The sequence below is a fragment of the Dactylosporangium sp. CA-092794 genome (assembly GCF_050948465.1).
GTDB lineage: Bacteria > Actinomycetota > Actinomycetes > Mycobacteriales > Micromonosporaceae > Dactylosporangium.
The window spans coordinates 1,354,243-1,366,877 of sequence record NZ_CP192044.1; the positions used below are offsets into that span (position 1 = coordinate 1,354,243).

The 12,635-nt window shown below is 72.9% G+C and carries 14 protein-coding genes and 1 riboswitch; of the genes, 11 read left to right on the forward strand and 3 right to left on the reverse strand.

Annotated features, from left to right (window positions below; translation table 11 throughout):
- Nucleotides 1-160: 160 nt before the first annotated feature.
- From ACQPXD_RS05925 to ACQPXD_RS05970, 10 genes are all read left to right on the forward strand, one after another.
- Nucleotides 161-463 (forward strand): urease subunit gamma, encoded by a 303-nt coding sequence (locus ACQPXD_RS05925; RefSeq protein WP_432835597.1) that lies wholly within the window; start codon nucleotides 161-163, stop codon nucleotides 461-463.
- A complete protein-coding gene (locus tag ACQPXD_RS05930) occupies nucleotides 460-765 on the forward strand; it encodes an urease subunit beta (protein WP_432835599.1) in 306 nt (101 codons plus the stop codon). The genes ACQPXD_RS05925 and ACQPXD_RS05930 overlap by 4 nt, the downstream gene beginning before the upstream one ends.
- Nucleotides 762-2,471, forward strand: a complete 1,710-nt coding sequence (locus tag ACQPXD_RS05935) for an urease subunit alpha (RefSeq protein ID WP_432835601.1) — start codon at nucleotides 762-764, stop codon at nucleotides 2,469-2,471. Before ACQPXD_RS05930 ends, ACQPXD_RS05935 begins: the two co-directional genes overlap by 4 nt.
- Nucleotides 2,472-3,125, forward strand: coding sequence for an urease accessory protein UreF (locus tag ACQPXD_RS05940; protein WP_432835603.1), 654 nt, complete (start codon nucleotides 2,472-2,474; stop codon nucleotides 3,123-3,125). It abuts the gene before it with no gap.
- On the forward strand, nucleotides 3,115-3,774 hold the full coding sequence (ureG, locus tag ACQPXD_RS05945) for an urease accessory protein UreG (protein ID WP_432835605.1): 660 nt from the start codon (nucleotides 3,115-3,117) through the stop codon (nucleotides 3,772-3,774). The genes ACQPXD_RS05940 and ureG overlap by 11 nt, the downstream gene beginning before the upstream one ends.
- Nucleotides 3,771-4,538 (forward strand): urease accessory protein UreD, encoded by a 768-nt coding sequence (locus ACQPXD_RS05950; protein WP_432835606.1) that lies wholly within the window; start codon nucleotides 3,771-3,773, stop codon nucleotides 4,536-4,538. The genes ureG and ACQPXD_RS05950 overlap by 4 nt, the downstream gene beginning before the upstream one ends.
- A gap of 632 nt (nucleotides 4,539-5,170) precedes the next feature.
- Nucleotides 5,171-5,283, forward strand: a riboswitch (guanidine-I (ykkC/yxkD leader).
- A 60-nt stretch (nucleotides 5,284-5,343) separates the two neighbouring features.
- A complete protein-coding gene (locus tag ACQPXD_RS05955) occupies nucleotides 5,344-6,471 on the forward strand; it encodes an agmatinase family protein (RefSeq protein WP_432835608.1) in 1,128 nt (375 codons plus the stop codon).
- A complete protein-coding gene (locus ACQPXD_RS05960; RefSeq protein WP_432835610.1) occupies nucleotides 6,468-7,460 on the forward strand; it encodes an ABC transporter substrate-binding protein in 993 nt (330 codons plus the stop codon). Before ACQPXD_RS05955 ends, ACQPXD_RS05960 begins: the two co-directional genes overlap by 4 nt.
- Entirely contained in the window at nucleotides 7,457-8,329 is an 873-nt protein-coding gene (locus tag ACQPXD_RS05965; RefSeq protein WP_432835612.1) for an ABC transporter permease, read from the forward strand. The genes ACQPXD_RS05960 and ACQPXD_RS05965 overlap by 4 nt, the downstream gene beginning before the upstream one ends.
- A complete protein-coding gene (locus ACQPXD_RS05970) occupies nucleotides 8,320-9,093 on the forward strand; it encodes an ABC transporter ATP-binding protein (RefSeq protein WP_432835613.1) in 774 nt (257 codons plus the stop codon). The genes ACQPXD_RS05965 and ACQPXD_RS05970 overlap by 10 nt, the downstream gene beginning before the upstream one ends.
- 354 nt (nucleotides 9,094-9,447) lie before the next feature.
- On the opposite strand, the gene ACQPXD_RS05975 is transcribed toward ACQPXD_RS05970, so the two are convergent.
- Nucleotides 9,448-10,068, reverse strand: a complete 621-nt coding sequence (locus ACQPXD_RS05975) for a TetR/AcrR family transcriptional regulator (RefSeq protein WP_432835615.1) — start codon at nucleotides 10,066-10,068, stop codon at nucleotides 9,448-9,450.
- A gap of 106 nt (nucleotides 10,069-10,174) precedes the next feature.
- Here ACQPXD_RS05975 and ACQPXD_RS05980 point away from each other — a divergent pair, with 106 nt between their 5' ends.
- A complete protein-coding gene (locus tag ACQPXD_RS05980) occupies nucleotides 10,175-11,182 on the forward strand; it encodes a hypothetical protein (RefSeq protein WP_432835617.1) in 1,008 nt (335 codons plus the stop codon).
- A 568-nt stretch (nucleotides 11,183-11,750) separates the two neighbouring features.
- On the opposite strand, the gene ACQPXD_RS05985 is transcribed toward ACQPXD_RS05980, so the two are convergent.
- Both ACQPXD_RS05985 and ACQPXD_RS05990 read right to left on the reverse strand, forming a co-directional pair.
- Nucleotides 11,751-12,377 carry a ceramidase domain-containing protein gene (locus ACQPXD_RS05985; RefSeq protein WP_432835619.1) on the reverse strand — a complete coding sequence of 209 codons (627 nt, stop codon included), beginning with the start codon at nucleotides 12,375-12,377 and terminating at the stop codon, nucleotides 11,751-11,753.
- A 49-nt stretch (nucleotides 12,378-12,426) separates the two neighbouring features.
- A complete protein-coding gene (locus tag ACQPXD_RS05990; RefSeq protein WP_432835621.1) occupies nucleotides 12,427-12,615 on the reverse strand; it encodes a hypothetical protein in 189 nt (62 codons plus the stop codon).
- Nucleotides 12,616-12,635 lie beyond the last annotated feature (20 nt).

Here is a 12,635-nt window from a genome sequence, read left to right on the forward strand (position 1 = left end):
TGGCGTCCGGAGCCTAACACGTGATCGTTGCCGGGCCTTTTTTCGTGGTACCCAGGGATGACACCCGAGATTCCCCCGGAAGGGCTGCGCAGGTAGGTAACCGGGGTGAAACATCGGAATGGCAGCATCCGGCCACCACCGCCCCCACGGGAGGTCATCGTTGTTCCTGACCCGCCACGAGCAGGAGCGTCTGCTGATCCACGTCGCCGCCGACGTGGCGCAACGCCGCAAGGACCGGGGGCTCAAGCTCAACTACCCCGAGGCGGTCGCCCTCATCACCGCGTTCCTGCTGGAGGGCGCGCGCGACGGGCGGACCGTGGTCGACCTGATGGAGGCCGGCCGGCACGTGCTCGGCCGCGACGACGTCCTGGAGGGCGTCCCGGAGATGCTGGTGGAGGTGCAGGTGGAGGCGACGTTCCCGGACGGCACCAAGCTCGTGACCGTTCACCACCCGATCCCGTGATCCCGGGCGAGATCGTCCCCGGCGACGGGCCGGTGGTGATCAACGCGGGCCGCCCCGAGCTGGTCGTGGCGGTGACCAACACCGGCGACCGGCCGGTGCAGGTGGGCTCGCACTACCACTTCGCCGAGGCCAACGAGGCCCTCGACTTCGACCGGGAGGCCGCCTGGGGCCACCGGCTGGCGGTGCCCGCCGGCACGTCGGTGCGCTTCGAGCCGGGCGTGGCCCGCGACGTCACCCTGGTCCCGCTCGGCGGGAACCGCATCGTGCCCGGGCTGCGCGGCAAGGCTGGAGGAGCGCTGTGAGCGAGCTGGACCGTCGGCGCTACGCCAACCTCTACGGCCCCACCACCGGCGACCGGGTGCGGCTGGCCGACACCGACCTGTTCATCCAGATCGAGCACGACCACTGCGCCGGGGGCGACGAGGCGGTCTTCGGCGGCGGGAAGGTCATCCGCGAGTCGATGGGCCAGTCCCGGGCCACCCGGGCCGACGGTACCCCCGACACGGTCATCACCGGCGCGATCATCCTCGACCATTGGGGCGTGGTGAAGGCCGATGTCGGCATCCGCGACGGTCGGATCGTCGGTATCGGCCGGGCGGGCAACCCCGACACCATGGACGGCGTGGACCCGGCCCTGGTGATCGGCCCGTCGACGGAGATCATCGCCGGCAACGGCCGCATCCTCACCGCCGGCGCGATCGACTGCCACGTGCACCTCATCGCCCCGCTGATCCTGGAGGAGGCGCTGGCCAGCGGCATCACCACGATCGTCGGCGGCGGCACCGGCCCGGCCGAGGGCAGCAAGGCCACCACGGTCACCCCGGGCGCCTGGCACCTGGCCCGGATGCTCGAGGCGCTGGACCCGTGGCCGGTCAACGTGCTGCTGCTGGGCAAGGGCAACACGGTCTCGGAAGAGGCCATGTGGGAGCAGTTGCGCGCCGGGGCCGGCGGCTTCAAGCTGCACGAGGACTGGGGCACCACGCCGGCCGCGATCGACGCCTGCCTGCGCGTCGCCGACGCCTCCGGCGTGCAGGTCAACATCCACACCGACACCCTGAACGAGGCCGGGTTCGTGGAGGAGACGCTGCGCGCGATCGGCGGGCGGTCGATCCACGCGTACCACACCGAGGGGGCCGGCGGCGGCCACGCGCCCGACATCATCACCGTCGCGTCGCACCCCAACGTGCTGCCGTCCTCGACCAACCCGACCCGGCCGTACACCCGCAACACGCTCAGCGAGCACCTCGACATGCTGATCGTCTGCCACCACCTCAACCCGAGCGTGCCCGAGGACCTCGCCTTCGCCGAGAGCCGCATCCGGCCCTCCACGATGGCGGCCGAGGACCTGCTGCACGACCTCGGCGCGATCTCGATCATCGGCTCGGACTCCCAGGCGATGGGCCGGGTCGGCGAGGTCGTGCTGCGCACCTGGCAGACCGCGCACGTGATGAAGCGCCGCCGCGGCGCGCTGCCCGGCGACGGGCCGGCCGACAACGAGCGGGCGAAGCGGTATGTCGCGAAGTACACCATCTGCCCGGCCGTCGCGTCCGGCATCGACCACGAGGTCGGGTCGGTCGCCGTCGGCAAGCTGGCCGACCTGGTGCTCTGGGACCCGGCGTTCTTCGGGGTCCGGCCGCACGCCGTGGTCAAGGGCGGGGCGATCGCCTGGGGCGCGATGGGCGACGCGAACGCGTCCATCCCCACGCCGCAGCCGATCCTGTCCCGGCCCATGTTCGGGGCGTACGGCACCGCCGCCCCGGCCACCAGCCTCGCCTTCGTCGCCGAGGCGGCGCTCGAGGACGGGCTGGCCGAGCGGCTGGACGTCAAGCGGCGGCTCGTCGCGGTCGCCGACACCCGCGGGCGGGGCAAGGCCGACCTGCCGGGCAACGACGCCCTGCCGCGCATCGAGGTCGAGCCCGACACGTTCACGGTCCGCATCGACGGCGAGGTGGTCGAGCCCGATCCGGTCACCGAGCTGCCCATGGCCCAGCGGTATTTTTTGTTCTAGATGAAGGCGTTCACCCAACTGCTGATCCTGGCCGACGGCCGGTTCCCCTCGGGCGGCCACGCCCACTCGAGCGGCCTGGAGGCGGCGGTGGCGCACGGCCGGGTCCGCGACCTCGACGGCCTGCGCGCGTTCCTGCGCGGCCGGCTGCACACCGGCGGGCTGGTCGCGGCGGCGTTCGCGGCCGCGGCCTGCGCCCGCCCCGAGGCGATCGAGGAGCTGGAGGCCGAGCTGGACGCGCGCACGCCCGCGCCGGCGCTGCGCCTGGCCGCCCGCCGGCAGGGCCGCTCGCTGCGCCGGGCCGCGCGGGTGGTCTGGCCCGGCGAGGATGCGCACTGGGCCGCCGCGGTCTCGCAGCCGGTCGCGCTCGGTGTGGCGGCGCGGGCGGCCGGCCTCACGCCCGACGAGGCCGCGCTGCTCGCGGCGTACCACGCGATCTCCGGACCGGCCAGTGCCGCGGTCCGGCTGCTCGGCCTCGACCCGTACCGGGTCCACGCCCTGCTCGCCGAGCTCGGCGACGAGTGCGACGAGGTGGCCCGGGAGGCCGCAACGCACGCCCGTGGCCCCGCGGCGGACCTGCCGGCGGCATCGGCGCCGCTGCTCGACGTGTCCGCCGAGGACCACGCCGCATGGGAGGTAAGGCTCTTTGCATCCTGAACACTCGCACCCGCATCCCCACGACGACCCACACCACCCCCTGCCCGACACCCGGCGGGCGGTCCGCATCGGCATCGGCGGCCCGGTCGGCTCCGGCAAGACGGCGCTCGTCGCCGCGCTGTGCCGGGCGCTGGCCGACGACCTGCGGGTGGCGGTCGTGACCAACGACATCTACACCACCGAGGACGCCGACTTCCTGCTGCGCAACGGGGTACTGCCGGCCGACCGCATCCGCGCGGTGGAGACCGGCTGCTGCCCGCACACGGCGATCCGCGACGACATCTCGGCCAACCTCGACGCCATCGAGGAGCTGGAGGAGAGCCTCGGCCCGCTCGACGTGATCCTGGTGGAGAGCGGCGGCGACAACCTCACCGCCACGTTCAGCCGGGGCCTCGTCGACCGGCAGATCTTCGTGGTCGACGTGGCCGGCGGCGACAAGGTGCCGCGCAAGGGCGGCCCGGGCGTCACCAGCGCCGACCTGCTCGTCATCAACAAGACCGACCTGGCCCCGCTGGTCGGGGCGGACCTCGGGGTGATGGAGCGCGACGCGGCGGCCCGCCGGGGCGAGCTGCCGACCGTGTTCCTGTCGCTGGTCGAGGACCGCGCCGCGAAGCCGGTGCAGGAGTGGATCCGCGGTCTGGTCCCGTGAGGGCGGCCGCCCGGGTCGTCGCCGAGCGGGACGGCGAGCGGACCGCCCTGCGCGTGCTCAAGGGCGAGGCGCCGCTGCTGCCCCGGCGGACGGGCCCGAACGAGGTCCACTTCGTCGGTGGCGCGGCGGGCCCGCTCGGCGGCGACGACCTGAGCGTCGAGATCGAGGTCGGCCCGGGCGCGGTGCTGTGGGTGCGCACCGTCGCGGCGAGCATCGCCCTGCCCGGCCGCGACGGCGCCGAGTCGCGCCTGTCGGTGCACGCCACGGTCGCCGACGGCGGCCGGCTGGCCTGGCTGCCCGAGCCGACCGTGGCGGCGGCCCGCTGCCGGCACCACACGGTGTCCTCGGCCGAGCTGTCCGCCGGCGCCGGGCTGGTCTGGCGCGAGGAGGTCGTCTTCGGCCGCCACGGCGAGGCCCCGGGCGACATCCGGCTGTCCACGACGATCCGTCGCGATTCCCGGCCGTGGTACCGCAGCGACGTCGCCGTCGGCCCGTCGCACCCCGGCGGCCCCGCGATCCTGGACGGCGCACGGGTGCTGTCGACGCTGATCGCCACGCACGCACCCACCGACACCTGGGCGATAACCGATAAATACGATAAATCCGGACTTGTGCCAAGTCCGGATTTATCGGATATTTCGTATACGCACCAAACCGCGGCCATCATGGCGCTCGCCGGGGGCGGCTTCGTGGCCACGGCGCTCGCCGACGAACTCGCGCAGACGCGGCGCGTGACCGACCGACTGGCCGGACCCGCGCAGTAGCCGCACCCGCGCCGGTCGCCGAGCCGCGGCGGGGGTGGTTGCGCGGCGCGGTCGCGGTGGTTGCACGGCGGGGGTGGTTGCGCGGTCGCGGCGGGTGGCCGGCCGAGAGCTTGGGTCGCGCCGTGGCGGTGCCCGGCCGAGAGCTGGGGTCGCGCCGTGGCGGTGCCCGGCCGAGAGCTTGGGTCGCGCCGTGGCGGTGCCCGGCCCGCGCGTCCCAACGCCCCGGGCGGGCGTGATCGGCGATCACGTCCCACATGCCGGGAGCGGGGACCGGAAGTCTCCGTGATCATGCGCACTCGGCATCGACACCAACGGTTTTTCATGATCACGGAGTGCTGATGTACCCCCGTGTACCACAAGTCTCCGGGATCATGGCAAACCCGGTGTGCGGTCAGCGCGGGCATCATGATCACGGAGACATACGTCCGGCCCGGCCGCGCAGATCGGATGGTGCGACATCCGCCCCGCCGCGCCGCCCCAGGGGTTAGCGCGGATGACCGGCTGCGATGCGGCGGCGGTCGCGACGGCGGGAGCGGGGCTACGGAGATGCGGCGGGGTGGTTACACCTCCGCAATAGCCGAGCAAACCAAAAGTAACCGCCGGGGCGTGTACTCGGCAGCGACTCACCAATGGTGAGGCGCGCCTAGGGTTCCGCGGCGGTGCGACGCTCCGCCGGCTGGTCCGAGAGGTGCAGGCGCCCGGTTGCGCGGCGGGCGCTCCACGGCGGGACAAAAGCCCGGGAGACAGCCGACACGTCCGGCTGCTCCTCGGCCGGACGGCCACACCCCTGGAGGTGTCTGTCCGAATGGGCTTTGACCATCATCATCACCTGCACGACAACTACGGGCCCGAGGCGCGCTACGCGGTCGAGCGCGAGGCCGAGCTGCCAACCACCAAGTGGGAGGAAGAGGTCGCGCGGGGGCTCGAGCTCGGGCTGCCCGGCGCGGACTCGATCGTCGACAAGCGTATCCCCACGTTCTCCCGCGGCGAGCTGCCCCACTTCGCCGGGATCAACACGTTCCTGAAGGCGCCGTACCTGGAGGACGTCCGCCGGTGCGGCGAGTACGACGTCGCGGTGCTCGGCGCCCCGTTCGACGGCGGCACCACCTACCGCTCCGGCACCCGCTTCGGGCCGCAGGGCATCCGCAAGATCTCGGCGCTCTACGGGCCGTACAGCTTCGAGCTCGGCGTGGACCTGCGCGAGTCGATCACGATCGCCGACCTCGGTGACGTGTTCACGATCCCGGCGAACATCGAGAAGACGTTCGACCAGATCTCCAAGGCGGTCGCGCACGTCTACGCCTCCGGGGCCCTCCCGGTCGTACTCGGCGGCGACCACTCCATCGGCTACCCGACCGTGCGCGGCGTCGCCCAGCACCTGCAGGGCAACCTCGGCATCATCCACTTCGACCGGCACGTCGACACCCAGGAGACCGACCTCGACGAGCGGATGCACACCACGCCCTGGTTCCATGCCACGGACATCCCGAACGTACCCCCGAAAAATCTGGTGCAGATCGGCATCGGCGGCTGGCAGGCGCCCCGCCCCGGCGTGAAGGTCGGCCGGGAGCGCGGCACCACGATCATGACCGTCACCGACTGCGTCGAGATGGGCATCGAGGCGGCGGCCGAGCGGGCGCTGGAGGTCGCGTGGGACGGCGCCGACGCGGTGTGGCTGTCCTTCGACGTGGACTGCCTCGACGCCGCGTTCGTGCCGGGTACCGGCTGGCCGGAGCCGGGCGGGTTCCTGCCCCGGGAGGTCCTCAAGTTCATCCAGCTCATCGCGGAGCGGCCGCTGGCCGGCATCGAGGTGGTCGAGTGCTCGCCGCCCTACGACAACGCCGAGATCACCTCGCTGCTCGCCACCCGCGTCATCTGCGACACCCTCGGCTGCCTGGTGCGCGCCGGTCACCTTCCTAGGAGTGCGTCATGAAGCGTCGTGCACTGCTGTTCGGGGCGGCCGGTGCCGCCTTCCTCGCCGCCTGCGGCAACGATGCCGGCTCGTCCGGGGCCGGCGGCGGGGGCGCGATCACGCTGGGCTTCAGCGCCTGGCCGGGCTGGTTCCCGTGGCAGGTCGCCCAGGACAAGGGGCTGTTCGCCAAGAACAACGTCCAGGTCGAGCTGAAGTACTTCGACAGCTACACCGACAGCCTCACCGCCCTGGCCACGGGCAACCTGACGGGCAACAGCCAGACGCTCAACGACACACTGTCGTCGGTGTCCGGCGGCTCGAAGCAGACGATCGTGCTGCTCAACGACAACTCCACCGGCAACGACCAGATCATCGCCGCGCCCGGCATCGACAGCGTGGCCGCGCTCAAGGGCAAGAAGGTCGCCGCCGAGCAGGGCACGGTCGACCACTACCTGCTGCTGCTCGCGCTGGAGAAGGCCGGGCTGAGCGAGAAGGACGTGACGTTCACGCCGCTGCTGACCGACGCCGCGGCCGCCGCGTTCGTGGCCGGGCAGATCGACGCGGTCGGGGTGTTCGCGCCGTTCACCACCACCGCGCTCGGCCGCTCCGGCAGCAAGGCGATCGCCACCTCGAAGGACTTCCCCGGCGCGATCCCCGACACGCTGTCGTTCCAGTCGAGCTTCGTCAAGGACCACCCGGACCAGGTTCAGGCCGTGGTGCAGACCTGGTTCGACACGCTCGCCTGGATCAAGGCCAACGAGGCCGAGGCGGTGAGCATCATGGCGAAGAAGGGCGGCGTGTCGGACGCGGACTACACGACGTACGACGCCGGCACGACGATCTTCACGAAGGAGCAGAACCTGGAGGCGTTCGAGCCCGGCTCCGACGCCAAGCACCTGGACTTCCAGGCGAACAAGATCGCGGAGTTCCTGGTCAGCACCAAGCTGGTCGACGCCAAGCCGCCGCTGGACGGCCTCTTCGAGTCGAAGTTCGTGAAGGCGGTGCGATGACCATGGCTCCCGCCGGGGTGGAGGCCGAGGCCCAGGCGTCCGTCCGGGCGTCCTGGCGGCCGCTGCCCCGGCGGCGGCCGATCCGCCCGCCGCGCCCGGTGTTCGCGATCCGCGCGCCGCTGCCGCCCGCGGCCCGGGCGGTGCTGGTCGCGCTGTCCGTGCTGCTGCCGCTCGCGGTCTGGCTGGTGCTCGGCGCCACCGGCGCGGTCGACCCGCGGTACCTGCCGCCGCCGGACAAGGTCTGGCGGGCCGGGGTGGACATGGCCGCGAGCGGGCAGCTGTGGACCGACACTGGCGCCACGCTGCAACGCATCCTCTACGGCTTCGGGCTGGCGGTGCTGGTGTCGGTGCCGCTGGGCATCGCGATGGGCAGTTTCTCGGCGGCCAACGCGCTGCTGGAGCCGCTGAGCGGGCTGCTGCGCTACCTGCCCGCGGCCGCCTTCACGCCGCTGCTGCTGATCTGGCTGGGCATCGGCGAGAATCCCAAGATCGCGCTGATCTTTCTCGGCACGGTGTTCTTCAACATGCTGATGACTGCCGATGTGGTACGTCTGGTGCCCCGCGACTTCATCGACGTCGCCTACACGCTCGGGGCCCGCCGCGCCGAGGTGCTCGGCAAGGTCATCATTCCGCATTCGCTGCCCGGCATGCTCGACGCGATCCGGGTCAACTTCGCCGCGGCGTGGAACCTCGTCGTGGTCGCCGAGCTGGTCAACAGCGAGATCGGCCTGGGCAAGCGGATCCTGCTGGCGCAGCGGTTCACCCAGACGGACCGGATCTTCGCCATCCTGGTGGTCATCGCGGTGATCGGCGTGGCGACCGACGTGCTGCTGCGCCTGGCCCGCAACCGGATCGGACGGTGGGTGTAGTGCTCTCGCTGAGCGGAGTCGGGCGCACGTTCGGTACCAAGGCGGCTTTGGAAAATGTCTCCGTCGAGGTCGCTGCCGGCCAGTTCGTGTGCGTCGTCGGCGCCAGCGGCTCCGGCAAGTCGACGCTGCTGTCGATCGTCGCCGGCCTGCTCGCCCCGACCTCCGGAACCGTCACGCTGGGCGGCACGCCGGTCGCCGGCCCGGGTCCGGAGCGCGGCCTGGTGTCGCAGTCGGGCGCGGTCTATCCCTGGCGGACCGTGGAGCGCAACATCGCCTTCGGGCTGGAGCTGCTCGGCCTGTCCCGCCGGGAACGCCGGACCCGGGTCGACTGGTACCTCGCCGAGACCGGCCTGGAGCCGTTCCGCCGCGCCCTGCCCAAGCAGCTCTCCGGCGGCCAGCGGCAGCGGGTGGCGATCGCCCGGGCGCTGGCCTGCGAGCCGGAGGTGCTGCTGCTGGACGAGCCGTTCGGCGCGCTGGACGTGCAGACGAAGGAGGACATGCAGGTCTTCCTGCGCAGCGTGTGGCGCGACACGGGCACGACGGTGCTCATGGTGACCCACGACGTGGAGGAGGCGGTGTTCCTCGGCCAGCGGGTGATCGTGCTGGCCAGCGACCCCGGCCGGGTGGCCGCGGACGTGCCGGTCACGCTGCCGGACGACCGCGAGCTGACCGCCAAGCGCTCGCCGGAGTTCCTGGCGCTGCGGGCCCAGGTGGAGGACCTGGTCCGCGGCTACCACCGCCGCCACGCCGGCGCGGTCGCCTGACCCCGCCTACGCGCCCGGCTTCGGGCTGGGCGCGTCCTCCAGCGCCGCCCGCGCGCCCGGCTTCGGGCTGAGCGTGGTCGCCTGATCCGGCCTACGTGCCCGGCTTCGGGCTGGGCGCGTCCTCCAGCGCCGCCCGCGCGCCCGGTTTCGGGCTGAGCGTGGTCGCCTGACCCGGCCTACGTGCCCGGCTTCGGGCTGGGCGCGTCCTCCAGCGCCGCCCGCGCGCCCGCCCGGCTTCGGGCTGAGCGTGGTCGCCTGATCCGGCCTACGCGCCCGGCTTCGGGCCGAGCGCGTCCTCCAGCGCCGCCCGCGCGCCCGCCCGGCTTCGGGCTGAGCGTGGTCGCCTGATCCGGCCTACGCGCCCGGCTTCGGGCCGAGCGCGTCCTCCAGCGCCGCCCGCGCGCCGCGCAGGGCGAGCCGGAGCTGGTCCGGTGTGCGGCGGACCTGGGCCAGCAGGAGCCCGCCCTGGATCGCGGCCATGGTGAGGTCGGCCAGCTCCGTCACGTCCACGTCCGGGCGCAGCTCGCCCGACTCCTGCATCCGGCGCAGGCCCGCGATGAGGGGGGCCTCCCAGCGCGCGAAGGCGTCCACGAACGCCTGCCGGGTCAGGTCGTCCCGGCCGCTGAGCTGGCTGGCCAACGAGCCGATCGCGCAGCCGCCCACCGCGTCCTGCCGCGTCCCGTTGGCCACGATCGCGTCGAACCAGCGCTCGATGCCGGCCAGCGAGCCGACCTCCAGCAGCAGCGGTTCCTGCGCGGCCAGCACCGTGTCCACGGTGGAATGCACCACGGAGCGGACGAGATCGTCCCGGTCGTCGAAGTAGTGGTACAGCTGGCTGCGCCCGACCCCCGCGGCGCGCTCGACATCGTCCAGCGTCACCGACGCGACGCCGCGCCGCTGGATGAGGTCCGCCGCCGAATCGAGGATGCGCTCCCGGGTCGCGCGACCCCGCGCGGTGGTCGGTGTGTGCCCCATGGAGCCCTCCTCCGTGTTCTGTACCCGCTGATACAGTCTACGGCAGACCTTTCTGTACTGTGCGATACAGTCCGCGCGTACCCGCCGGCCCGACCGAAGGAAGACCATGTCCCCTCACCGACCCACCGGGCTGCGGCGGCGCGCCGTCACGTTCGGTCTCGCCGCCCTGCTCGCCGCGGTCGCCGCGGGCCCGGCCCCGGCCCGGGCCAGCACCGCGGCGCACCCCGGCCACGCCGCCGGCACCCGCCTGGGCGACGTGCGCGTCCTCGCCCACTTCGACCGGGCCGCGGGCCAGGCCGCCGAGAGCATCGCCCCGGAGCCCGGCGGCGGCGCGGTCATCGGCATGATCCCCGCCCGTCAGGTGGTGCGGGTCACGCCGGACGGGGCCGTCCAGGTCCTCGTCACCATGCCGCTGCCTCCGGGCGGCGGCGGTACCACCCCGGTCGTCGGGATTCCCGTGGTCACCGGGGTCGCCCGGTCGGACAGCGGCGCCGTGTACTTCCTCTACTCCTCCGGGCGGGGCGGACTGACCGGGATCTGGCAGATCCGTCGCTCCGGCGGGCCCCGGCTCGTCGTGCCGCTGCCGGCCGACACCATGCCGAACGCCCTGGTCATCGACGGCAAGCGGGACCGCTTCCTGGTCACCGACTCCACCGGCGGGCGCATCTGGCAGGCCCCGCTGCGCGGCGGCGCGGCCTCCGTGTGGTCGGCGGACCCGGCCTTGGCGCCCGGTGCCTTCTTCGGCGCCAACGGCATGAAGATCCACGACGGCGCCGTGTGGGCGAGCAACTCCGACCGCGGCACCATCGTCCGCATCCCGGTGACCCGGGACGGCGGCTCCGGCCGCGCCGAGGTCCGGGCCACCGGGCTGGAGGGCATCGACGACTTCGACTTCACCGGCCCGGGCACCGAGATCCTCGCCGCGATCAACCAGAGCAGCAAGCTCGTGCGGGTGGGCGCGGACGGCGCCCAGGAGACCCTGCTGGACGCCGGGGACGGCATGCAGGGGACCACGGCCGTCGCCGTCCGAGGAAACCGGGCCTATGTGACCAACGGCGCCAACCTCGCCGGGAACGACTCGAACCTGCTGCTCGCGCAGCTGCGGATCGGTTAGGGCCTGTATCAAAGTCAGTCACAGCCATTCGTTGATCGCGGCGATGTGCACCGCGGCGTCGTAGCGCACACCCCGGGCGCGGCGGCGCGGTTGCGCTCGACCGCACTCCACCGCGTGGCGCTGCTCGTGGGTTGCGGGGCCGAAGGCGGTGGCCGGCCTCCTTCAACGCCGGCTTGCGCCTGCCCACGCCGCCGGATCCAGGGGCCGGCTCAACCCCGTCGATCCAGAACGGCGCGACCCCAGCGACCCCGCCCGCCCCGCCCGGACCTGGTGGCCCTTGCGGCCGGCGCGGCGTTTTGCTTCCGTGATCATGCGCCGGAGGCGTCCACTGGCTGGGATCCTCATGATCGCGGAGTGATAGTGCCGCTCCTGGTACATCGTCGCTCCACGATCATGGAGCTCCCGCCATTCGGGACGCTCCTCGGCATGATCACGGAAAGTAAACGCCGCCGGGGGCCCCTTACGGTTCTTGGTCGTTGAACCAACGCCCGGAGACCTCGCTCATTGTCGATCTCGACACGCCCGAACCTCGGAGCGGTCCGCCACCACCGCCGACGTCGACACAGGCCTAGTCGACGGACTTGAAGGTCCGGTGGCCGACGTCCGTCGCCACGAGGTAGAGCACCACCGCGTTGAGGCAGTGCCACAGCCAGTGCGTGCCGATCGGCACCTGGTCGCACAGCGGCTGGTCGAGCGTGCGCAGTGTGAGCGAGACCGCGAACACCGCGGCGGCGATCGCCAGCCGCCCGGAGCGCAGCGCGACGGCGAACCCGGCCAGGCCGAGCAGGGCCGGCAGATAACCGCCCAGGGTGTACCGCGGGCCGGCCAGCGCCAGCAGCAGGTCGACGGCGACGGCGAACACCAGGAACACGGGCGCGCCCAGCCAGGCCGCCCCCGCGCGGACGCCGAAGCCGTAGCGGGCCAGCAGCACGACCGCGACCAGGACGTACACCAGGATCGACAGCGTGTCGAGGGCGCCGGTGAAGGGGACCGCGGTGGTGTGGAACGACAGGCTGCACAGGCCCACCACGCCCAGCAGCACCGGCAGCAGCCACGCCACCCGCGGCGCCCGCGGCTCGGCCCGGGACAGCCGCCACAGCAGCATCGCACTGGCGAGCAGGAACGCCAGGTTGGAGACCGCGTTCAGCGGCTCGGCCCACAGCCCCGGGCCCAGGCGTTCGCAGTAGCCGTCCACGGGCCGGGACCATAACCCGCCCAGGTGACGCGCCGGGAAAGCCGAGGCGTCAGGCGCAGGCGTCCGCGCGGGAGCGCAGCAGGGCGCGCTCCTGCGCGTTGCGGGTCATCGCGGCCGCCCGCTCGAACTCCTCGCGCGCCTCCGCGCGGCGGCCCAGGCGGAACAGAAAGTCGCCGCGAACCGAGGGCAGCAGATGGTACGACCGCAGCGCCGGCTCCTGCCGCAGCGGGTCGAGCACCGCCAGCCCGCAAACCTTCC

Coding starts and splice junctions, on each gene's coding strand:
- ACQPXD_RS05940 (WP_432835603.1), top strand. CDS start 2,472: ATGAAGGCGTTCACCCAACTGCTGATCCTGGCCGACGGCCGGTTCCCC.
- ACQPXD_RS05955 (WP_432835608.1), top strand. CDS start 5,344: ATGGGCTTTGACCATCATCATCACCTGCACGACAACTACGGGCCCGAG.
- ACQPXD_RS05960 (WP_432835610.1), top strand. CDS start 6,468: ATGAAGCGTCGTGCACTGCTGTTCGGGGCGGCCGGTGCCGCCTTCCTC.
- ACQPXD_RS05965 (WP_432835612.1), top strand. CDS start 7,457: ATGACCATGGCTCCCGCCGGGGTGGAGGCCGAGGCCCAGGCGTCCGTC.
- ACQPXD_RS05975 (WP_432835615.1), bottom strand. CDS start 10,068: ATGGGGCACACACCGACCACCGCGCGGGGTCGCGCGACCCGGGAGCGC.
- ACQPXD_RS05980 (WP_432835617.1), top strand. CDS start 10,175: ATGTCCCCTCACCGACCCACCGGGCTGCGGCGGCGCGCCGTCACGTTC.